Consider the following 20,232-nt stretch of genomic DNA (forward strand, 5'->3'; position numbering starts at 1 on the left):
GGCGCCGGAGGCGGCACAGGGTCCCGTATCGGGACTCGTCACCCGGCGCCTACCGCTGTCTTCCGTCCGGGTCCTCCCCGGGCGCCCGGCCCGCGGCGAGCTGCGCCCAGATGACCTTGCCGTCCGAGGTGTAGCGGGTGCCCCACCCCTGGGCCAGCCGGGCCACGATGAACAGGCCCCGCCCGCCCTCGTCGTTGGCACGGGCGTGCCGCAGCCGCGGCGCGTTGTCGCTGCCGTCGAAGACCTCGCAGGTCAGCGCCCGGTCGCGGATCAGCCGCAGCCGCAGCGGCGCCGCCCCGTGGCGGACCGCGTTGGTGACCAGCTCGCTGACGACGAGCTCGGCGGCGGACGCCTCCTCGCCCAATCCCCACGCGGCCAGCCGCTCCCGCACCAGGCGCCGCGCCGCCGCGGCCGACGACGTCTCGAAGGGCAGCGACCAGGTGGCGACCCGCGCGGGGTCCAGGGTCCGGGTGCGGGCCAGCAGCAGGACGGCGTCGTCCTCCGGCCGGGAGGGGAGCAGCCCGTAGACGGCCTCGTCCCGGATCGCCCGCAGCGGCCGGTCGTGCCGGGCCACCGCCCTGCGCAGCAGCTCGGTCGTGCCGCCCGGCCGGCCGGCCTCGCCCGTCGTCGCGCCGCGCAGCAGCCCCGGCGTGTAGAGCGTGAGCAGGCTGCCCTCGGCCAGCTCCAGCTCCACGGCGTCGAACGGCAGGCCGCCCTTGCCGAGGGGCGGCCCCACGGGCACGCCCACCTCCTCGACCGTCCCGTCCGGGCGGGTCAGCAGCGGCGCCGGATGGCCGGCGCTGGCGGCGGTGAACCGCCGCGACAGGGGGTCGTACACCGTGTACAGGCAGGTGGCGAGCAGCAGGTCGGAGCCTCCGGACGGGGTCGGCGGCCAGTCCGAGCCCTCCTCCGCGATGCGCAGGGCGGTGTCGTCGAGGCGGGCCAGGAGCTCGTCGGGCTCCAGGTCGAGGACGGCCAGCGCGTCGATCGCGGTGCGCAGCCGCGCCATGGTGGCTGCCGCCCGCAGCCCGTGCCCGGCCACGTCGCCGACGACGAGGGCCACCCGGGCGCCGGAGAGCGGGATGACGTCGAACCAGTCGCCGCCCGCGCCGGCCGGCAGGTAGTAGTGGGCGATCTCCGCCGCGGCCTGCTCGGGCGGCGTGCAGCGGACCAGCTCCCGCTGCAGCGTCACGGCGACCATGTGCTCGCGGGTGTACCGTCGGGCGTTGTCGACGCACAGCGCCGTGCGGGCGGCGAGGTCGGCGGCCACGGGCAGGTCGTCCTGGTCGTACGGCTCCGAGTCGCCCGACCGGTAGAAGGCGGCCAGGCCCAGCACCGCGCCCCGGAGGACCAGCGGCACCACGACCAGCGAGTGGACGCCGGCGGCGCGCAGCTGCCGGGCCCGCTCGGGGTCCCGGGCCAGCCAGGCCTGCCCCTCCCCGTCCAGGCTGCGGACCAGGCGCGGCTGCCGGTCGGCCAGGCTCTGGGTGAACGGCGTCGGGAAGGGGTACCGGCCCACGTTCCCCACCGGCAGGGTGCCCGGCAGCCCCTGCCGGGAGCGGAAGGCCGCCCGGCGCAGGGGCACGTCGGGGTCGACGGGCCCGGACGGAGGGTCGGAGCCCCGCGCGAGGGAGTCGAGGAGGTCCACGGCGGTCGCGTCGGCGAAGCCCGGGGTCGTGACCCCCGCCAGCTCGTCGGCGGTCCGCATCATGTCCATGGTGCGGCCGATGGCGGTCCGCGCCTGGCCCAGCAGGACCAGGCGGGCCCGGGACCGCTCCTGCTCGGTCACGTCCACCACGGACACGGCCAGGCCCAGCACCCGCCGGTCCCTGCCCAGCAGCCGGAAGGCCGACAGTGCGAAGGACCGCTTGCGGCCGGGGTCGGCCACGGTGCCGCAGCGCACCAGGTGGTTCCGCACGGGCATCCCGGTGGCGAGGACCTCGCGCAGCATCGGCTCGGCCCGGGTCGGCTCGCACAGCGGGTAGACCTCGGTCACCGGATGGCCCAGCAGACCGCCCGGATCCGTGCCCTGCACCCCGGAGGCCGCGGCGTTGAAGCGGAGGAGGCGCAGTTCCGGGTCGAGGAGGTGCAGGCCGACGGGCGACTGGGTGAAGAGCGCCTCCACCAGGGCGGCCCCGAGGCCGCCGGCCGCCGCGTCCCCGCCGTCCACGCCTCCCTCGCCCCCGCGGTCCGCCCCCGCCGGGCGGGCGGTCACCTCCCACACGGCCGCCCCGTCCGCCCGGGGCACCGGCCGGACCTCCAGGCGCAGGTCCGCCGCCCCGTCGGGGAACGGGCCCAGCGCGGCGGCCGCCCTGCCCAGCGCCTCCGCCGCGGTGCGGCCGAGGAGCCGCTCGGCCTCGGGGCTCCACTCCACCACGACGCCCCGGGTGTCGAGCCGCATGAGCACGTCTCGATCGGACACCGGTCGGCTCACCTCCCGCACGCACGACCCCCGCAACCTCGATCGTCGCAGACTTCTGCACCGCTCGCCCCGCCGTGCCCTAATGGACTGGTACCGGGCACACCGCCCGGCGGAAGGGGACCGCGATGATCGCCCTCCAGATGATCGGCTACGCGCTGCTGGTCCTGGCCGTCTGCGCCGGGACGCTGCTCTTCCTCATGGGCGGCCTCCGCTACCGCGACCGCCCGGCGCCTCCCCGCCACCGCTCCTGACGCTCCTGACCGGTCCGTTCCCGGCCGGCCCGCCCGCCGCGGCCCCCGGCCGCCCCGGGCCCGCCGCCGCGGGCGCGGCGCCGCCGTCCGGGGACAGCCCGCCGAGGTTGCGGCCGACCGCACCCAGCCGCGTCCGGAGGTCGGCCAGGTGGACGGCGGCGGCGGAGGCACCCGGCCCCTCCCCGCCCACCGCCTCCCCGTGCGGCCCGAACCCGCGGGCCCGGCCCGGGGCCGCTGCCGTGCCCCGCCCCCCGTCCGGCTTCCGGGTCGGCCGGGGAGGCCCGGTCCACCGCCGCGGCCTGTGCCGCCTCGAACACCGCGACGGCCCGCTCCAGCTGCGCGGTGTCCGGTGGGGGTCCGGGTCCCGCCGCCGCAGCCGGGCGGCGGGCGCACGGGCGGCGGTCACGGTCCGGTCCGCGCCGGTCCGCCCGGCCCCGGTCCACCGCCCGCCCCCGGCGCCCCCGGGGCCCCCGCCCCCGGCGCCCCCGGCGCCCCCGGTGCCGCCGCGTCCTCCCCGTGCGTCCGGTTGCGCAGCAGCTCGCCGACGGCGAAGCCCACAACCGCCGCGAGGACGACCAGCGGGATGTCCTCCGCCGCGTCCTTGCCCAGCAGCAGCGAGGAGAGCACCACGGCCGAGACCGGCAGCCGCATGACGGCAGTGGCGGCCGCGGTGAGCCCCGCGGCCATGGCCGGCACCGTGCCGAAGCCGGGCAGGCCCGAGCACGCCGTCCCGAACGCGGCCCCGAGCAGGATCGAGGGGAAGATCGGGCCGCCGCGCAGGCTGCCCAGTGAGACCGCCCAGCCCAGCCCCTTGAAGAGCACGAGCAGCAGCAGCGCCGAGACCGGCCACGCGTGCGGGTCGCCCGCCAGCGCGGCCAGGGTGCTCTGGCCGGAGAGGGCGGCCTCGGCGGGGTCGCGCCCGGTCGCCAGCGCGTACGCGGCGATGCAGATGCCGACCGCCGCCGCGCACAGCACGGTCCGCTCCACGGTGCGCCGCCCCGTCCAGGCGGCGGTGCGGCGGCCGAGCGTGGTCAGGCCCGCCACACCGGCGGCGACGAGGGCGGCCAGCGGGAGCCCCCACAGGAAGTCGCCCGTGTCCAGGTGGGGCACCGGGGCCCCCAGCGGCAGTTTCAGCGAGCCGACGTCCAGCCCCGTCCACCGGCCGAACCCGGTGAAGACCAGCGCGCCCACCCCGCTGGCCAGCAGGCTCGGCAGGATCAGCGCGAACAGCTGCGGCCCGCCGATGCCCGCCGCCTCGATCAGCAGCACCGCCGCCACCAGCGGACTGCCGAAGATCGTCGAGATGGCCGCGGCCGAACCCGCCGTGCCCAGGACCGTGACCAGCTGCGGCGCCTCGGCCCGCCGCGCCGACCGCACGACCGCCAGCGCCAGCCCGCTGCCCAGCGCCATCAGCGGCGCCTCCGGGCCCAGCACCGCGCCGAGGGAGAGGCTCGCGAGCGCGGCCAGCACCACGCCCGGCACGTGCGACGGCAGCGAGGGCCCGCCCGCGCCGAACCCCGCCGCGGGGACGTGCCCGCCGTGGCCGGGCAGCCGGGTGACGCACGGCGCCACCAGCAGGCCGGCCAGCGTCAGGCACGGCAGCGGCCACCACCAGGGCGGGGCGGACAGGCCGAGCGCGTGCGGCAGGGACACCCACACGCCGTGCTGCATCTCGTGCTCCAGGGCGACGAACCCGAAGGCGAGCAGCGACACGGGGATGCCCACCAGGGCGGACAGCAGCAGCATGCGCCGGTAGCCTGAGGTCCGCAGCAGGTCGTGGAGCTCCACGGTCTCGGGGGCCTGGACCGGCCGGACGGCCTCCCGCTCCACCGCTCCGGCCTGCGCCCCCCTCGGTGAGGCCGGCCCCTGCGGGTCCCTGCTCGACTGGGCCATCCGCGCGTCTCCTCGCCCGTTCGGCCGCGGGGGCGCGGCCGGCACCTTCCCCCAGCGTCGGCGACCGGCGGGCTTCCGGCACCCCGGGAGCCGCCTCCCGGGGCACCCGCCCGGGTCCCGGACGCCCCGGGCCGTACGGCAGGGGACCCGCGCCCTCAGCCGCCCGTGCCGCCCGTGCCGCCCGTGCCGCCCGGGTCTCCGGCGGCCTCCTCCGTCCCGGCGGACCCCGTCTGCGCCCCCCGGCGCCGCAGGCCGATCTGCACCGCGCCCAGGAGCACCTTGGCGATCACGCCCACGAGGAGCACGTCGAGCACCATCTGGACCGTGGTCGCGATCCGGGCGTCCGCCGTCACCGGGGCGATGTCGCCGAAGCCCACCGTCGCGAAGACGGTGATCGTGAAGTACAGCGCGTCCGTGCGGCCCAGCCTCTCGGTGAAGGAGTCCGGCGTGCTGCGGGCGATCATGAAGTACGTCGCGGAGAAGAGCAGCAGGAACAGCGGGATGACGCAGGAGAGCGCCTGGATCGCCCGCAGGCGCGGGTGGTCCGCGTGGACGATCGCCCGCACCTGGAGGGCGACCACGGCACCGAAGACCAGCAGCCCGGCCACGAGCGCCAGCGCCGTCCAGGCGTCGACGGGGGTGTCCAGCGGGGCGATGGAGTAGAGGGCGACCAGCATGGCGACCGTCGCGGCCGAGCTCGCCAGCGAGCGCAGCACCAGCCACGGGCTCGTCCGTCCGCCGGGGACGCCGGGCGGTGCCCCGGGGTCGGAACCCCCGTTGTCCGGCATGAGTCCTTCGCCCCTTCCGTTGCCGTGGCCGGCCCGCGTCCGACGGCCGGTCAGGGAGGGCCGCCCGCCGCGGGCGGCGGGCGCGGCGGTTCAGCCGCTGAGCACGGCCCGCTTCTGCGCCTCGAACTCGGCGTCCGTCAGCACGCCCTGCTCCCGCAGCTCGGCGAGCTCCTTGAGCTGGTCGATCTTCCGGCTGACCGGGTCGCCGCCCGGTCCGGGCGCCGCGGCGGGCGCCGGAGCCGGCGCCTCCTGCGCGGGTGCCTGCTGCACCGGTGCCTGCTGGGCGGCCTCCTGCTGGGCCCAGCGGCCCGCCTGACGCCGCGACACCCGGTTGGACACGGCGGTCGCCGTCCCCGAGATCACGGCCGTGCGGGCGACCCCGCGGATCAGTCCGGGCACGCTCCTCACCTCCCCACGGTGGGCCGGGGGCCGCCTGCGGACCCCGGCGCTGCTTCTGCGGCGTCCAGCGACGCCAGGACGTCCTGGACCGGGATGCGGCCCCCGGCCACCATGCGGGCCCCGGACCGGCGAAGGGCGGCGGCCAGCGGCGCCGCCCACAGGTTCTCGTAGACCACGACCGCCGCCGAGCTGCCCGGCTCCAGGGCGGCGGCCGCCTCGTCCAGGTCGTCCCGGCCGAGCAGCCCCGAGGAGACGCCCTCGAAGACCGCCAGGTCGAGCCGCCCGCCGCGGTCGAGGTCGGCCAGCTCCAGCGCGGTGACGGAGCCGTCGGCCTCCCGGCGCAGGAACGCCAGGTCGAGGAGCCGGATGACGCCCCGGTCGACGAGGTCGACCAGCAGCGGCATCCCCTCACCGGTCGTCCGGCCGCCGGGGAACTCCACGACCAGGTAGTCGATGGGCCCCATCTCGTCCACGTCGTCGCTCACGTCGGCTCCTCGCCGTTCAGGAGTGCGGTCGTCCCGGGGTCCGGGGCCTCCGGCGGCACCGGCCGCCTGCGCGGGGCGGGCCCCGGACGGTCCCGCGGCGGCGGGGGTCCCGCCGCCCCCGCCATTGCACCACCGGCCGGACCCGGCCGCACGTCACGGCCGCGTGCCGCGGCCGCCCGCCGCGGGCGGCGGGAGGGCCCTCCCGCCTGGGCCTTTCGGCTGGGCCGTAGGGCACGTCCGTGAGCCGGGCGGGTCCACGGGGATGCCGACCGGGTGAACCGGTGCCACGCTGGACACGGGGGTCGCCGTCCGGCCCGACCGGCCGGCGTGAGGTCTTCTCTCACCCCGGAGGAGTACGACATGGCCAGTCATGTGAGCGGGGCGGGTGCAGCCGGTACGGCTCCCCGCGCCACCACCGGCGTCAACACCATGGTGACGGGCTGGACGATGTTCGCCGCCGTCCTCATGATCTTCGCCGGCCTGATGGCGATCTTCGAGGGCATCTCCGCCCTCGCCAAGGACAACCTGCTGGTCGTCACCCGCAACTACGTCTACCAGTTCAACCTCACCGGGTGGGGCTGGATCCACCTGATCCTCGGCGTCCTGGTCGCCCTCGCGGGCTGTGCCCTGTTCACCGGCGCCATGTGGGCGCGCGTCGTCGGCGTCGCGCTCGCCGGACTGAGCATGCTCGCCAACTTCGCGTGGCTCCCCTGGTACCCGCTGTGGGCCATCGTCGTGATCGCGCTCGACGTCGTCATCATCTGGGCCCTGGTCGCCCGGACCGGCGAGGGAGCGGCCGAGGCCTGACCTCCCGCCGCCTTCCTGCGGCCCCGGCCGGCTCCGCCCGGCCGGGGCCGTCCCGTGCCCGGCCGCCCGCCGCCCGCCGCCCGCTACCCGTCGCCCGGGCCCCTGCCCGGTCCGGCCCCTGTTCGGTCCGGCCCCTCCCGCCCCCGGACCCTCGCACCGCCGCCCCCGACCGCCGCCCCCGCCGTCCGGGCCGCTGGGCCGTCCGCCGGATCCCCGCCCCGGACGGAGCAGCCGGAGCCGCCCACGGCGTGCCGCCCCGCCGCACCGGTGGTTCCGTCGACGGGAGGACCGGTACCGGCGCATCCCCGCCGCCGCGTCCCGCGCCGGGTCCGCCCGCCGCACCGCACCGCCCGCCACCCCCACCGGACGCAGGAGGCCGACCATGGCGGACCACGCCCCCGGCCCCCCGCCGGAACCCCGCGGCCCCGCCCGCCCGGACGGCCCGGACGGCCCCCACCGTCCGGACGGCCCGGACGGCCCCCACCGTCCGGACGGCCCCGACCACCCGGGCGGGCCGCGCGAGCTGGACGAGCTGCGCCACCGGGTCGAGGTGCTGGAGCACGCCGGTCCGCCCCCCGCCCGCCACCACCGCCTGCGGTCGCTCTCCTCCTTCCTGCTGATCCTGGCCGCCTCGCTCCTCTCCCTGCTCGCCGTCGTCGCCGTCTGGGCGGACAGCATCGTCGACGACACCGACCGGTACGTCGCCACCGTCGCGCCCCTGGCCTCCGACCCGGCCGTCCAGCAGGCCGTCACCAACCGGGCCACCGCCGAGATCGTCGCCCGGATCGACGTCAAGGGCCTGGTCGACCAGCTCGCGAAGGCCGCGCAGCAGAAGGGCGTCCCCCCGCAGGCCGCCGACCTGATCACCCGCCTCAGCGGCCCCATCACCAGCGGGCTGAGCGACCTCGTCGGCAACGCCGTGCACAAGGTGGTCACCAGCAGCGCCTTCGCGACCGTCTGGACCGAGGCCAACCGGGCGGCCCACGCCTCCTTCGACAAGGCCCTCTCCGGGAAGGGCGGGGGCGCCGTCGCGCTGACCGACAACCAGGTCACCGTCGACATCGGACCGGTCATCGCCCGGGCCAAGGACGAACTCGTCAAGGCGGGCTTCGCCCCCGCCGCGAAGATCCCGGTCGTCCACACGACCATCACCGTCTTCGCCTCGAAGGACGTCGGCAGGCTCCGCACCGGGATCCGCCTCCTCCAGCTGGCCGGCACCTGGCTCCCCGTGGCGGCCCTGCTGCTCGCCGCCTGCGGGGTGCTGCTCGCCGCCGACCGCCGACGGGCCCTGCTCGGCGCCGCCCTCGGCGTCACCGCGGCCATGCTCGTCCTCGGCCTCTCCCTCAGCGCCTTCCGCGCCCTCTACCTGGACCGCCTCCCGCCCGGCACCTCCCAGGCCGCCGCCGGGGCCGTCTTCGACGCGCTGGTGCGGTTCCTGCGGGCCGCCGTGCGGGCGCTCGGGGCCCTCGCCGCCGTCACCGCCCTGGGCGCCTGGCTGGAGGGCCCCTCGCGGCCCGCGGTGGCCGTCCGCTCGGGGTGCGCCCGGGCGGTCGGCGCGCTGCGCGGCGCGGCCGCCTCGGCCGGGATGCGCACGGGCCCGGTCGGCCGGTTCGTCCACCGCCGCAAGCGCTGGATCGGGGCGCTGATCCTCGCCGTGGCCGCGGTCGTGCTCCTCACCTGGTCGTACCCGACGTGGGGGGTCGTCCTCTGGACCGCCGCCGCGGTGCTCGCCGCCCTCGCCGTCCGCGAGTTCCTGGACACCGGCCCCTGACGGCCCCGGGCGGTCCCGGACGTTCCCCGACGGCCCCGTCGCCGGCTCCGGCGCGCCCCCCGCACACGGCCCTGCGACACCCGCCGCGCCGGGGCCGCGCGGCGGCCGCCCCCGGGTACGGTGTCCCGACGGGCCGCACCGCGGCGGCCCGCCCGCGCGAGGTCCCCCGGGAGATCCCGCAGCCGAGAGGGAGGCGCCGGATGCCGCAGACGGACGACGACACGCCCACCGGCCGTCAGTTCCGCATCGCCCGCGGCGACCAGAGCGCCGTCGTCGTGGAGCTGGGGGCCGCGCTGCGCCACTACGAGGCCGGCGGCCGCCCGGTGCTCGACGGCTTCGCCGCCGACGACCGGATCAGCGGCGGCCGCGGCCAGCTCCTGGTGCCCTGGCCCAACCGGATCACCGACGGCCGCTACCCCTGGGAGGGCGGCGAGCAGCAGCTGCCGCTCACCGAGCCCGCCCGCGGCAACGCCATCCACGGCCTGCTGCGGTGGACCTCCTGGCAGCCGCTGGAGCACGGGGAGGACCGGGTCGTCCTCGGCGCCACCGTCTGGCCGCAGCCCGGGTACCCCTTCCGCCTCGACGTCCGCGCGGAGTACGCGCTCGGACCCGGGGGCCTGGAGGTCGCGGTGACGGCCCGCAACCGCTCCGGCGCCGCCGCGCCCTACGGGATCGGCCAGCACCCCTACCTCACCGCCGGCACGGACCTGGTCGACGAGGCCGTCCTCACCGTGCCCGCCCGCCTCCGGCTGCGCACCGGCGACCGGGGGACCCCGGTCGGCGACCCGGAGCCCGTGGACGGCACGCCCTACGACTTCCGCACCCCGCGCCCCGTCGGCGCGCTGGAGCTGGACACCGCCTACACCGGCCTGGAGGCCGGGCCCGGCGGCCGCCCTGCGGTGCGCCTGGCCCACCCGTCGGGGGAGCACGGCACCGACCTGTGGCTCGGTGAGGGCGTCCGGGCGGTCCAGCTCTTCACCGGGGACACCCTGGCGGAGGGCGCGCGGCGCCGCGGCCTGGCGGTCGAGCCGATGTCCTGCCCGCCCGACGCCTTCCGCAGCGGCACGGACCTCGTCGTGCTGGCCCCGGGGGAGCGGCACGTCCTGCGGTGGGGGCTCACCCCCTGGCGCGCCTGACGTGCCGTGCCCCGCGGCCGCCGCGCCGGCACGGGCCCCGCGCCCGTGCCGGCGCCGTGGCCCTACCGCGCCCGCGTCACGCCCGCGTGGCCGCGACCCGCCCGCTGCGCACGGCCTCCACCAGGGCCCGGTGGTCGCGCTCGTTGAGGTCGGCGTAGCTCTCGGCGAACCGCACCAGCGCCCGGTCGAACACGTCGCCCGACCCCAGGTAGGCGGCGATCGCGATCCGGTCGCCGGACCGGGCGTGCGCCCGCGCCAGCGTCGCCCCGCACAGCTCGCCGAAGACCCGCATCCCGCGCGGCGCCATCGCCTCGGGCACGGCGATGCCCTTCCAGTCCCGCAGCTGGCGGACGTAGAAGTCGCGCGGCCGCCCGTCGATGCCGCTCACCCGCTCCCAGCCCAGGAAGATGTCGCTGGCGGCCTGCATCAGCCGCTGCCCGGAGACGACCCGCTCGCCCTGGTTCGGGTACGCGCTCTCCCCGGCGTACGGCGCGAGCACCGACCGGTCGGCCTCCTTGGCCTGGAGCAGCAGCGGGTCCCCGTCGTCGCGGCCCAGCAGCAGCACGATCCAGCAGCGCGTGCCGACGCTGCCGACCCCGACCACCTTCCGGGCCATGTCCGCGATCCGGTACTGCTCCAGCAGCTGCCGCCGGTCGGACTGGAGGGTGCGGCCGTAGCTGAGGATCAGCCCGCGGATCCGGTCCTCCAGGGCGCCGCGCTCCAGGTCCGGCAGCAGGTCGGCCACCGGGACGACCAGCGGCGGGTCGGGCGTGATCCGGCGCTCGCCGTCCACCAGCCGGGTGAGCGCCCCGAACGCCTGCAGATTGTCGCGGGTGCGGGCCCTCGCGACGGCCCGGGAGACCTGCCGGCGCCCCGCCTCGTGCAGCCGGCCGCGGAGCAGCACCTGCAGCTCCTCCGCGTCCGCCTTGGCGTAGTGGACGGCGAGGTTGCCCATGAGGGCCAGGGAGCGCATCCACTCCCGGTACGACCGCACGGCGCCCTGCACCACGGACGACCGCTCCCGGCGGTCGAACCCGTTGGCGCGGCCCGCGATGACCAGGCTGGCCGCCAGCCGCTTGACGTCCCACTCCCACGGGCCCGGCAGCGTCTCGTCGAAGTCGTTGATGTCGAAGACCAGGCGCCGCTCGGGCGTCGCCAGCAGCCGGAAGTTGAGCAGGTGCGCGTCGCCGCAGAGCTGCGCCGTGAGTCCGGAGTCCGGCGTCCCGGCCAGGTCGCCCGCCATGATCGCGGCGGCGCCCCGGTAGAAGCGGAACGGCGACTCCGTCATCCGCCCGTACCGGATCGGCACCAGCTCGGGCAGCCGGGTCGCGGACTGGCGCTCGACGACGTCCACCGGGTGCGGCCGCCCCCGCGCCGGGGTGAACTCGCCGTGCAGGGAGCGCGGGGTGCGCGCCCGGGCGGCCTTGCCGCGGGCGGCCCGCTCCCGGGGGGTGCGGCCCGCGGCCGTCGTACCGGTCATGGCGTGCCCGCTCAGTGGAGGTCGAAGGCCTGGACGATGTTGCCGGCCGCGGTGACGGTGCGGGCGCTGCCGACCAGGGGGGCCAGGGCCACCAGGACGCCCTCCAGCCTCTCCGCCGGCACCCCGGCGTGCACGGCTGCACCCAGGTTGACCAGGTAGGACGCGGGGGAGGCGTCCATGGCGATCAGGGCGGCGATCCGTATCAGCAGGTAGGTCTCCTCGTCGAGGCCCGAACGCTCGAAGGCGCCCGCCGTCATCGTGGTGAGCCCCTCGATGAGCTGCGCGTCGCCCCGGGCCAGCACGCCCAGGAGCTCCTCGGTGGTCAGCGGGCGGCTCGTGGTCATCCGGCGCCTCCTCGTCCTGCCCCCGTCGTGCCGTCCCTGCGGGGCGGACACTCCCAGTCTCCTCCCGGCGGCTGCCTCCCGCAGTCCGTGGCGGGCGGGGCGCCGGGGACCCGCCGCCCCCGCGGGCCGCGGCCCCTCCCGCCGGAGGGGCCGCGGCTGCGGCGGGCGGGGCGTCAGCTGCCGACGACGGGGCCCGCCTCCGGCGCCGGGGCGGCCGCGGAGCCGCCTCCCGGTGCCGTCACCGGACCGCTACCGGCCCCCGGACGGCCCCCGGCGCCCGTGCCGGGCCGGGTGCCGGTGGCGCCGGTGGCGCCGTTCCCGACGCCGTTCCCGCTCCCCGTGCCCGGCTGGGCCCCGGCCCCGCTGCCGCTCCCCGTACCGCTCCCGGTGCCGGTGCCGTTCCCCGTGCCCGTGCCCGTGCCGGTGCCGGGCCGCGTGCCGCCGCCCTGTCCCGCGCTTCCGCCCTGACCCGTACCGCCACCGGTCCCGCCGCCCGCACCCGGTCCGCCGGTCCCGCTCCCCGCTCCCGGACCGCCGCCGTTCCCCGGACCGCCGCCCGCGCCGGGCCCGTTCCCCGCACCCGGCCGCGGACCCGGGCCCGTGCCCGGTCCGGAGCCCCCCGCCGGGCCGGGGTCGGCGGCCAGGACGTTCCGCCCGTACTGCCCGGGCACGTTCCCGGCGCCGCGGAAGACCACGACCACGTACGTCTCGAACCAGTGCGCGCCCCGCCCCGCCACCCGGGCCGCGCCGATCCGCGTGGTGGCCCGCCAGACCAGCTGGGTGAAGCGGCCCGTCCCGCGCGAGGTGCCTGGGTGCCCGAAGTCGTACGCCCGGGCCTCGCGGTACCAGGCGTCCACCGCCTCCCCGGCGGTGCGCACCACCCGGACCGAGCTGCCGCTCCAGTACAGGTCCTCCCCGGTGCCGGGTGCGGGGGCCCCGCGCCGGGCGGACAGGCCCTCCCACCGGGAGACCTCGCGGGCCCGCTGCTCCGCGTACTCGGTGAGTCGCCGGTCCAGGACCACCGGCGGCGCGTGGTGCCGCGCCCGCACCGAGTTCACGGCCTGGAGCGCCTCCTGGAGGAAGCGCTGCGAGGTGGCGTCCGGGAGGGCGGGCCGGGCCGGTCCCGGGGCGGCGGCCAGTCCCGCCAGGGCCGCCGCGGCGGCCAGGGCGCCCAGCCTCGTCGTACGGTTCAGCCGGTTCTGCCGGTTCGGCCTGTTCATGGACAACCTCCAGATCGGGCGGCGCCGCGTCCGCGCACGGCCGGGTGACGCAGTCCACCCCACCCGGCGCCCCCGGCCCGCCGATTGCTCCGACCGGCGGCGTGGCAGAGCGCCCCGGGTTCACCCGTCCGGCCGACACGGCACGGATCCGGGGAGGCGGCAGGGCGCACCGGCGGGCGAGGATCGGCCGTGGGACCCGGAGAGGAGCGCAGCAGGATGCGATCCACCCTTCCTGCAGGCCCCGACGGCCGGCGGCGCCCGTGAGGACGCCGCTGCGGCCCCGGGGCGGACGAAGGCGGCGTCCGCACGGACGGCGCGGCACGGCGCTCAGGGCCGTCCTCGCGACCCTGGTCGCGGTCACCGCCCTGGTCCTCGGCAGCAGCGTCCTGCTCGGCGTCGACGTCCGGCTGGCCCCGCTGCTCGCCTTCCTCCCCGCCTTCGCCGCGATCTTCGGCACGGTGGCGCAGACCGTGCTCGCCGCCGTCTGGGCGACCGCCGCCGTCTCGACCGCCTACAGCTACCTGTCGGACCGGAGCGGGGTGACCAGCCTGGTGGCCGCCGGCTTCTGCGCGGTGCTGGGCGGGCTCAGCGTGGAGGCGTGCCGCCGCCGCATCCACCGTGAGGAGGAGCTGGGGCGCCTGCGGTCCACCGCCGCAGCCCTCCAGCGGCAGATCCTGCGCCCGCTGCCGCTCCTGACCGACCGGCTGCTGGTCGGCGGCCTCTACGACCCGGTCGAGAGCGACATCCTGGTGGGGGGCGACATCTACGAGGTGGTCGCCTCCCCGTACGGCAGCCGGGTGCTCATCGGCGACGTCCAGGGCAAGGGCCTCGCCGCGATCGGGACCGGCTTCGCGGTGCTCGGCGCCTTCCGGGAGGCGGCGTACCGCGAGCCGACGCTCACCGCCGTCGTGGACGCCCTGGAGGACGCCGTCGTCCGGCACAACACCTACGCCCTGGGGGAGGGCGAGCAGGAACGGTTCGTCACCGCCCTCGTGCTCGGCGTGGACGGCGCCACCTCCTGCCAGGCGGTCAACTGCGGGCACATCACGCCGCACCTGCTGGACGGGGACGGCGCCCGGACCGTGCCGCTCGGCGAGCCGGGCGTGCCCCTGGGGCTGGAGCGCCTGGCGGCGGTCCCCCGCACCGTCGCCTGGTTCGACTTCCCGCGGGACAGCGCCCTGCTGCTCTGCACCGACGGCGTCACCGAGGCCCGGGACCGGCACGGCTCCTTCTACCCGCTGACCGAACGCCTCGCGCGCTGGGCGGGCCGCAGCGTCCCGGAGGTGACCGAGGCGCTCCGGGACGACCTGGACAGCTACACGGCCGGGGTGCACCGCGACGACATCGCCGTCCTCCTCGTCCGCCGCACCGCCGCCGCCTGACCGCGCCGCCGTACCGTCGCCCTGCCGCCTGCCGCCTGCCGCCTGCCGCCTGCCGCCTGCCGCCTGCCGCCTGCCGCCTGCCGCCTGCCGCCTGCCGCCTGCCGCCTGCCGCCTGCCGCCGACCCCGCCGTGCATCCGCCCCGGCCCTGCGGCCCGAACCCTGACGCCACCCCCGCCCCGCATCCCGGCGACCAGCCGGGGCAGCAGACCAGGCAGGGAGCGGCGCCCGGCGTCCTGCGACCGGCGCCGCCCGACGACGCCCGAAAGGCCCACCCGTGAGCACAGCATCCGCCGTCTTCGGCAGGCCCGGCGGCGGCGGCCGCCCGCAGGCCGCGCACCGCTGGCAGGCCCTCTCCGTCTGCCTGATCGCGGCCTTCATGACGCTGCTCGACGTCAGCATCGTCAACGTCGCCCTGCCGTCGATCCGGTCCGGCCTGCACACCTCCGAGAGCGCCCTGCAGTGGGTGCTCTCCGGGTACGCCCTCGCCTTCGGGCTGGTCCTCGTCCCCGCCGGGCGGCTCGGGGACGTCCGCAGCCGCCGGGCCGTCTTCATGGCGGGCCTCGCCCTCTTCACCGCCGCCAGCGCCCTGGTGGGCGCCGCGCAGAACGAGGTCTGGCTCGTGGGCGCCCGCCTGCTCCAGGGCCTGGCCGGCGGCCTGCTGATGCCGCAGGTGTCCGGGTTCGTCCAGCAGCTCTTCCGGGGCGAGGAGCGGGGCCGGGCCTTCGGCCTGCTCGGCGCCACCGTCGGCGTCTCCACCGCGATCGGGCCGCTGCTGGGCGGGCTGCTCATCCAGGCCTTCGGGGTGCAGGAGGGCTGGCGCTGGGTCTTCTACGTCAACCTGCCGATCGGCGTGGCCGCCCTGCCGGTCGCGTACCGGCTGCTGCCCGGCCCCCGGGCCCAGGGGGCCGGGGACGGCGCGGCCGTCCGGCGCGACCGCGGCTTCGACCCGGTGGGCGTCCTCCTGCTGGGCGCGGGCACGGTGGCGCTCCTGCTGCCCTTCGTCCAGGAGCAGCAGTGGCCCGGCGCCCGCAAGTGGCTGCTGCTGCCGGCCGCCGCCCTGCTGCTGGCCGCCTTCACGCTCTGGGAGCTCCGGTACGCGGGCCGCGCCGAGCCGCTGGTGGACCTGCGGCTGTTCCGCGCCCGGTCCTTCGCGCTGGGGGCGCTGCTCTCCCTGGTGTACTTCGCGGGCTTCACCGCGATCTTCTTCATGTTCACGCTCTACCTGCAGAACGGCCTGCACTACAGCGCCCTGCAGGCCGGACTCGCGATCACGCCCTTCGCGCTCGGCTCGGCCGTCGCGGCGGCGGCCGGCGGCCGGGTGGTCAACCGGATGGGCCGGCCGCTGGTGGCCTGGGGGCTGGTGCTGGTCGCGGTCGGGATGGCGGGCGCGGCCCTCGCCGTCCACCTGGTCCCGGGGCACTCGGCGGGCCTGGCGACCCTCGCCCCGCTGCTCCTCGCGGGTGTCGGCAGCGGGCTGGTCATCACCCCGAACCAGACCCTCACGCTCAGCGAGGTCCCCGTGGTCCGGGCGGGCAGCGCGGGCGGCGTCCTGCAGACGGGCCAGCGCATCGGCTCGGCCGTGGGCATCGCCGCGGTCGGCTCCGTCTTCTTCGCCCACCTGAACTCCCACGGCGGCGACTGGGCCGGCGCCTTCCAGCGCGGCATCGCGGTGGCCACCGGGTTCGTGCTGCTGGCCCTGGTGGCCGCCCTCGTGGACGTGGCGGGCGGCCGCGGGCGCGCCGGGACCGGCCGGGTGCAGGGCCGGCCGCCGGGGGCGGGCGCGGAGCCGGAGCCGGGCGGCGCGGCCGCTGCTCCCGGCGGGGGGCGGCGTCTGGGCTGATCAGGGCGTACGGGCGGGCTATCCGGGTGAGAGTGCGTGCGCCGCGCGCTGACGCGGCGTCGGATCGGTTAACCAGTAGGCGACCACTTCTTCACCTGAGGAGCTCCTCGATGAACAAGATCACCAAGGCTGCCGTCCTGGCCGCCGTCGCCGGCTGCCTGACCGCCACCGCTGCGGGCACCGCCAGCGCCTCCGGCGCCCAGGGTGCGGCCGTCGGCTCCCCCGGCGTCCTGTCGGGCAACCTGGTCCAGATCCCGATCGACGTCCCGATCAACGTCTGCGGCCTGGGCGTCAACGTCCTCGCGGCGCTCAACCCGGTCGGCGGCAACACCTGCATCAACGCCGAGGGCGGCTTCGGCCGCGGCTACGGCCGTGAGGGCTTCGGCCGCGGCTACGGCCACGGCTTCGGCGGCGAGTACGGCGAGCGCGGCCGCGGCGGCCACGAGGGCGGCGAGCGCGGCCACGGCGGCCACGAGGGCGGCAAGGACTGGTAGGTCCTCCGTCCCTCACGCACCACCACCCCCACCCCCCGGCCCGGCGCGCTGTCGGCGCGGCAGCACGGTTCGCCGGTGGGTACGGCTCCCGTCCGAGCACCTGCTCGGGCGGGAGCCGCCTTTTCGCCGTCTTTTCGCCGCCTCTGCGCCGCGCCTTCGCGGATCCCGCCACGGGCCTCTCCGCAGGCCCGTTCCCGGTCCCGGCGGCCCGGCGGGGTTTCGGCCGGCTCCCTGTGGACACGCGACCCTCGGACAGCGCGGCGGCGGCCCGCACGCGCTGCGACGGATCCGACGCGCTGCGGCGGGCCGCCCGGCGACCGTTCGACGACGGAAGGCCGGTCCCATGCACCACGACGAGTTCATCGGCCAGGTCCGGGCGCGCGGCGCGCTGCCGGACCGCGCGGCGGCGGAGCGCGCGGCCCGCGCCACCCTGGAGACCCTCGGGGAACGGGTGCCCGTCGGCCTCGCCGAGCACATGGCCGCCCAGCTGCCGCCCTCCCTCGGGCAGTACCTGCTGCGCGCCGCCGTCGGACACGGCGCCTCGCGGGACGAGCGGCGGCGGGGCGAGCGGTTCGACCTGACGACCTTCGCCGGGCGCATCGCCTGGCGGTCCGGCACCGACGAGGAGGTGGCCCTCCGCGAGGCGGGCGCCGTCCTCGACGTCCTCGACGCCTCCCTCTCGCCCGAGCTGATGCGGAAGCTCGGCCACGTCCTCCCGCACGACATCCGCGAACTGCTGCCCGAGGCACGGACGCAGGACGCGCCGTGGTCCACGGCCTGACCCCGCCCGCCGGACCTCCGGCCCCTGGGCCTCCCCCCGGCTCCCCGTCGCCCGGGCCTCCCGCCGGGCGGCGCCGGCCGGCCGGGCACCGGACCGTGCCGCACACCGCCGACCTGCGCGTCGAGGCGTGGGCACCCGACCGCGAGGGCTGCCTCGCCGAGGCCGTCGCCGGACTCGTCGACGCCTTCGCCGACCGCGCGGCGGCCCGGCCGCACCGCACCGCCTCCCTCCGCCTCCCTCCGGCCCCCGACGAGGACCTGCTGGTGGCCCTGCTGGAGGAGGTGGTCTACCGCCTCGACGTGGCGGGCGAACTGCCGGTCGCGGTGGAGGCCGCCCCCGTCCCCGGCGGCGGGCTGGACGTGCGGCTGGCCATGGCCGGCACCGGGGAGGTCGAGGCCGTCGGCGCCCTGCCCAAGGCGGTGTCGCTGCACGGGCTGCGGATGGGCGCGGGGGACGGCTGGTCCTGCTCCTTCACGGTGGACGTCTGACCGCCGCCGGATCCCGCCGCCCCCCGCCGGGCCCTGCCGCGCCCGCCGACCCCCGCCCCGGGTCCCGGCCGGACCCGCCGTTTCGGGCCCGCCCCCGCGGGTACCCCGGGACCGCCATGGACCTCACCCAGACCGGCCCCTACGAGTTCCGGGTCGAGCAGCGCGGCGGGATGCGCGTCCCGGGCGTGGTGTTCGCCTCTCGGGACCTCCTCCGCGACGCCGGGCAGTCGCTGGAGCAGGTCCGCAACGTCGCCACCCTGCCGGGGATCGTCGAGGCCTCGTACGCCATGCCCGACGTGCACTGGGGGTACGGCTTCCCCATCGGCGGCGTCGCCGCCACCGACCCCGCCCGCGGCGGCGTGGTCTCCCCGGGCGGTGTCGGCTTCGACATCTCCTGCGGCGTCCGGCTGCTCGCCGCCGACACCACCGCCCGTGAGCTGGCGCCCGTCCTCGGCAGCCTGATGGACGCCCTCGACCCGGCCGTCCCGCGCGGCATGACCCGCGGCGCGGTCTGGACCCCGCCGGACCGCGGCGAGCTGCTGCGCCTGCTCACCGGCGGCGCCCGCCGCGCCCTGGAGCGCACCCACGGCGAACCGGGCGACCTGGAGCGCTGCGAGGACGGCGGCGCGGTCGGCGGCGCCGACCCCGCCCAGGTCAGCGACCGGGCCCTGGAGCGCGGGATGCAGCAGGTCGGCAGCCTCGGCTCCGGCAACCACTTCCTGGAGGTGCAGCGCGTCGCCGAGCTGTACGACGAGGCGACCGCCGCCGTCTTCGGCCTCGGTCCCGACCAGGTCTGCGTGATGATCCACTGCGGGTCGCGGGGGCTGGGCCACCAGATCTGCGGCGACCACGTGCGGCGGATGGAGCAGGCCATGCCCCGGTACGGGATCCGGGTGCCGGACCGGCAGCTCGCCTGCGCCCCCGTGGAGTCGCCCGAGGGTCGCGCCTACCTCGGCGCGATGGCCGCCGCGGCCAACTACGGCCGCGCCAACCGCCATATGCTCGCCGAGGCCGCCCGCCGGGTCTTCTCCGCCGTCGCGGACGCCCGGCTCTCCCTGGTCTACGACGTCTCGCACAACCTCGCCAAGCTGGAGGAGCACGCCGTCGGCGGCGTCCCGACCCGGCTGTGCGTCCACCGCAAGGGCGCCACCCGCGCGCTGCCGCCCGGCCACCCCGACCTGCCGCCGGACCTGCGGCCGGTCGGGCAGCCCGTCCTCATCCCCGGCACCATGGGCACGGCCTCCCACGTCCTCACCGGGGTGGCGGGAAGCCGCGCCTTCCACTCCGCCTGCCACGGCGCCGGCCGGGTGCAGAGCCGCCACCAGGCCGCCCGCGGGGTCAGCGGCCGGGAGCTGCGCGACCGGATGGAGGCGGCGGGCATCGCCGTGCGGCCCTCCTCCTGGCGCGGACTGGCCGAGGAGCACCCGGGGGCGTACAAGGACGTCGACGCCGTGGTGGCGGCGGCCGCCGGCGCCGGGCTGTGCCGCCCGGTCGCCCGGCTCGTCCCGCTCGGCGTCGTCAAGGGCTGAGCCCCGGACCCCGGCGGCCCGCCCCCGGCGCCGTGTCGCGGCGCCGCCCCTGCACCCGGCGCGGCGAGGCCGTCCGCCATCCTGCCCCCGGCGCCCGGACCTGCCCCCGGCGCCCGGACCCGCCCCCGGCGCCCGGACCCGCCCCCGGCGCCCGGACCCGCCCCCGGCGCCCGGCCCGCGCACCCCGGCCCCGCCCCGGCGCCCCGCCGCCCGGCGCGGCCCCGCCCCCGGCGCGGCCCGCCGGGCCTATGCTCGCGCCGTGGCCCCCTTCCGCATCGAACGCCTCACCGCCCTGCCGCCCGACGAGGCCTGGCGCCGCCTCACCGACTGGGAGCGGCACGCCGCCCACGTGCCCATGACCCGGATCACCGTCACCACCCCGCCGCCCAACCGGGCCGGCACCGCCTTCACCGCCCGCACCGCCGTGGGCGGCGTAGGGTTCGACGACCCGATGGAGGTCGTCGCCTGGGAGCCGCCCGCCGCCGGCCGGCCCGGCCGCTGCCGCCTGGAGAAGCGCGGCCGCACGGTCACCGGCTGGGCCGAGATCGAGGTGGCACCGCACGGCGCCGGCTCCCGGGTCGTGTGGACCGAGGAGGCCCGCGTCCGCGGCGTGCCCGCCCTCTTCGACGCGCCGTCCCGCTGGGCGGGCCGCCTCCTCTTCGGCCGCGCCGTCGACGGCCTCCTGCGCGGCTAGCCGGGCTCTCCGCCGGCCGGCCGCCGG

At 78.2% G+C, this 20,232-nt stretch carries 19 protein-coding genes; 11 read left to right on the plus strand and 8 right to left on the minus strand.

All coding sequences use genetic code 11. The features are described from left to right. Positions 1 to 49: 49 nt before the first annotated feature. Positions 50 to 2,422: a SpoIIE family protein phosphatase gene (locus tag LO771_RS19215; protein ID WP_230654131.1), complete on the minus strand. Its 2,373-nt coding sequence runs from the start codon at positions 2,420 to 2,422 to the stop codon at positions 50 to 52. A gap of 125 nt (positions 2,423 to 2,547) precedes the next feature. Here LO771_RS19215 and LO771_RS30765 point away from each other — a divergent pair, with 125 nt between their 5' ends. Further along, positions 2,548 to 2,673 (plus strand): hypothetical protein, encoded by a 126-nt coding sequence (locus LO771_RS30765; protein WP_255744560.1) that lies wholly within the window; start codon positions 2,548 to 2,550, stop codon positions 2,671 to 2,673. Positions 2,674 to 3,075: 402 nt separating this feature from the next. Here LO771_RS30765 and LO771_RS19220 read toward each other — a convergent pair whose 3' ends face one another. The 4 genes from LO771_RS19220 to LO771_RS19235 form a co-directional block, all read right to left on the minus strand. Next, the gene (locus tag LO771_RS19220) at positions 3,076 to 4,566 is read right to left on the minus strand and encodes a chloride channel protein (protein WP_374228199.1); all 1,491 of its coding nucleotides are present in this window, start codon (positions 4,564 to 4,566) and stop codon (positions 3,076 to 3,078) included. A gap of 155 nt (positions 4,567 to 4,721) precedes the next feature. Next, complete coding sequence (locus LO771_RS19225; RefSeq protein WP_230654133.1) at positions 4,722 to 5,354, minus strand: potassium channel family protein; 633 nt, start codon at positions 5,352 to 5,354, stop codon at positions 4,722 to 4,724. Positions 5,355 to 5,444: 90 nt separating this feature from the next. After that, positions 5,445 to 5,753: an SHOCT domain-containing protein gene (locus tag LO771_RS19230; RefSeq protein WP_230654135.1), complete on the minus strand. Its 309-nt coding sequence runs from the start codon at positions 5,751 to 5,753 to the stop codon at positions 5,445 to 5,447. 5 nt (positions 5,754 to 5,758) lie between these two features. Further along, on the minus strand, positions 5,759 to 6,217 hold the full coding sequence (locus LO771_RS19235; RefSeq protein ID WP_255744578.1) for a DUF6325 family protein: 459 nt from the start codon (positions 6,215 to 6,217) through the stop codon (positions 5,759 to 5,761). 381 nt (positions 6,218 to 6,598) lie between these two features. Between LO771_RS19235 and LO771_RS19240 the strand changes: the two genes are divergently transcribed. The 3 genes from LO771_RS19240 to LO771_RS19250 all read left to right on the plus strand — a co-directional run bounded on the left by LO771_RS19240 (position 6,599) and on the right by LO771_RS19250 (position 9,952). After that, entirely contained in the window at positions 6,599 to 7,045 is a 447-nt protein-coding gene (locus LO771_RS19240) for a hypothetical protein (RefSeq protein ID WP_374228200.1), read from the plus strand. 382 nt (positions 7,046 to 7,427) lie between these two features. Then, complete coding sequence (locus LO771_RS19245; protein ID WP_230654137.1) at positions 7,428 to 8,816, plus strand: hypothetical protein; 1,389 nt, start codon at positions 7,428 to 7,430, stop codon at positions 8,814 to 8,816. A 200-nt stretch (positions 8,817 to 9,016) separates the two neighbouring features. Continuing rightward, the gene (locus LO771_RS19250) at positions 9,017 to 9,952 is read left to right on the plus strand and encodes an aldose 1-epimerase family protein (protein ID WP_230654138.1); all 936 of its coding nucleotides are present in this window, start codon (positions 9,017 to 9,019) and stop codon (positions 9,950 to 9,952) included. Positions 9,953 to 10,028: 76 nt separating this feature from the next. On the opposite strand, the gene LO771_RS19255 is transcribed toward LO771_RS19250, so the two are convergent. The 3 genes from LO771_RS19255 to LO771_RS31110 all read right to left on the minus strand — a co-directional run bounded on the left by LO771_RS19255 (position 10,029) and on the right by LO771_RS31110 (position 12,996). Continuing rightward, complete coding sequence (locus LO771_RS19255; protein WP_230654140.1) at positions 10,029 to 11,432, minus strand: DUF2252 domain-containing protein; 1,404 nt, start codon at positions 11,430 to 11,432, stop codon at positions 10,029 to 10,031. 11 nt (positions 11,433 to 11,443) lie between these two features. Next, positions 11,444 to 11,776, minus strand: coding sequence for a carboxymuconolactone decarboxylase family protein (locus tag LO771_RS19260; protein ID WP_230654142.1), 333 nt, complete (start codon positions 11,774 to 11,776; stop codon positions 11,444 to 11,446). 173 nt (positions 11,777 to 11,949) lie between these two features. Continuing rightward, positions 11,950 to 12,996: a CAP family protein gene (locus tag LO771_RS31110; RefSeq protein ID WP_304944840.1), complete on the minus strand. Its 1,047-nt coding sequence runs from the start codon at positions 12,994 to 12,996 to the stop codon at positions 11,950 to 11,952. Between the two features lie 260 nt (positions 12,997 to 13,256). Here LO771_RS31110 and LO771_RS19270 point away from each other — a divergent pair, with 260 nt between their 5' ends. The 7 genes from LO771_RS19270 (at position 13,257) to LO771_RS19300 (ending at position 20,205) form a co-directional block, all read left to right on the plus strand. Next, on the plus strand, positions 13,257 to 14,378 hold the full coding sequence (locus tag LO771_RS19270; RefSeq protein ID WP_230654143.1) for a PP2C family protein-serine/threonine phosphatase: 1,122 nt from the start codon (positions 13,257 to 13,259) through the stop codon (positions 14,376 to 14,378). A 377-nt stretch (positions 14,379 to 14,755) separates the two neighbouring features. Next, entirely contained in the window at positions 14,756 to 16,219 is a 1,464-nt protein-coding gene (locus LO771_RS19275; RefSeq protein WP_374228201.1) for an MFS transporter, read from the plus strand. Positions 16,220 to 16,329: 110 nt separating this feature from the next. Beyond that, positions 16,330 to 16,713: a chaplin gene (locus LO771_RS31115; RefSeq protein WP_230654146.1), complete on the plus strand. Its 384-nt coding sequence runs from the start codon at positions 16,330 to 16,332 to the stop codon at positions 16,711 to 16,713. Between the two features lie 343 nt (positions 16,714 to 17,056). Then, a complete protein-coding gene (locus tag LO771_RS19285) occupies positions 17,057 to 17,494 on the plus strand; it encodes a DUF2267 domain-containing protein (RefSeq protein ID WP_230654148.1) in 438 nt (145 codons plus the stop codon). A 95-nt stretch (positions 17,495 to 17,589) separates the two neighbouring features. Further along, positions 17,590 to 17,982, plus strand: a complete 393-nt coding sequence (locus LO771_RS19290; protein WP_230654150.1) for an archease — start codon at positions 17,590 to 17,592, stop codon at positions 17,980 to 17,982. 116 nt (positions 17,983 to 18,098) lie between these two features. Continuing rightward, positions 18,099 to 19,511 carry an RtcB family protein gene (locus LO771_RS19295; protein WP_230654152.1) on the plus strand — a complete coding sequence of 471 codons (1,413 nt, stop codon included), beginning with the start codon at positions 18,099 to 18,101 and terminating at the stop codon, positions 19,509 to 19,511. Positions 19,512 to 19,770: 259 nt separating this feature from the next. Beyond that, a complete protein-coding gene (locus LO771_RS19300; protein ID WP_230654154.1) occupies positions 19,771 to 20,205 on the plus strand; it encodes an SRPBCC family protein in 435 nt (144 codons plus the stop codon). Positions 20,206 to 20,232: the final 27 nt, after the last annotated feature.

This window comes from Streptacidiphilus sp. ASG 303 (assembly GCF_020991365.1).
In the GTDB taxonomy this organism is placed as follows: domain Bacteria; phylum Actinomycetota; class Actinomycetes; order Streptomycetales; family Streptomycetaceae; genus Peterkaempfera.

Bases quoted from the DNA above. Each gene is read 5' to 3' on its own strand.
- LO771_RS30765 (WP_255744560.1), top strand. From the start codon at position 2,548: ATGATCGCCCTCCAGATGATCGGCTACGCGCTGCTGGTCCTGGCCGTC.
- LO771_RS19220 (WP_374228199.1), bottom strand. From the start codon at position 4,566: ATGGCCCAGTCGAGCAGGGACCCGCAGGGGCCGGCCTCACCGAGGGGG.
- LO771_RS19225 (WP_230654133.1), bottom strand. From the start codon at position 5,354: ATGCCGGACAACGGGGGTTCCGACCCCGGGGCACCGCCCGGCGTCCCC.
- LO771_RS19235 (WP_255744578.1), bottom strand. From the start codon at position 6,217: ATGGGGCCCATCGACTACCTGGTCGTGGAGTTCCCCGGCGGCCGGACG.
- LO771_RS19240 (WP_374228200.1), top strand. From the start codon at position 6,599: ATGGCCAGTCATGTGAGCGGGGCGGGTGCAGCCGGTACGGCTCCCCGC.
- LO771_RS19245 (WP_230654137.1), top strand. From the start codon at position 7,428: ATGGCGGACCACGCCCCCGGCCCCCCGCCGGAACCCCGCGGCCCCGCC.
- LO771_RS19250 (WP_230654138.1), top strand. From the start codon at position 9,017: ATGCCGCAGACGGACGACGACACGCCCACCGGCCGTCAGTTCCGCATC.
- LO771_RS19255 (WP_230654140.1), bottom strand. From the start codon at position 11,432: ATGACCGGTACGACGGCCGCGGGCCGCACCCCCCGGGAGCGGGCCGCC.
- LO771_RS19260 (WP_230654142.1), bottom strand. From the start codon at position 11,776: ATGACCACGAGCCGCCCGCTGACCACCGAGGAGCTCCTGGGCGTGCTG.
- LO771_RS31110 (WP_304944840.1), bottom strand. From the start codon at position 12,996: ATGAACAGGCCGAACCGGCAGAACCGGCTGAACCGTACGACGAGGCTG.
- LO771_RS19275 (WP_374228201.1), top strand. From the start codon at position 14,756: ATGACGCTGCTCGACGTCAGCATCGTCAACGTCGCCCTGCCGTCGATC.
- LO771_RS31115 (WP_230654146.1), top strand. From the start codon at position 16,330: ATGAACAAGATCACCAAGGCTGCCGTCCTGGCCGCCGTCGCCGGCTGC.
- LO771_RS19285 (WP_230654148.1), top strand. From the start codon at position 17,057: ATGCACCACGACGAGTTCATCGGCCAGGTCCGGGCGCGCGGCGCGCTG.
- LO771_RS19295 (WP_230654152.1), top strand. From the start codon at position 18,099: ATGGACCTCACCCAGACCGGCCCCTACGAGTTCCGGGTCGAGCAGCGC.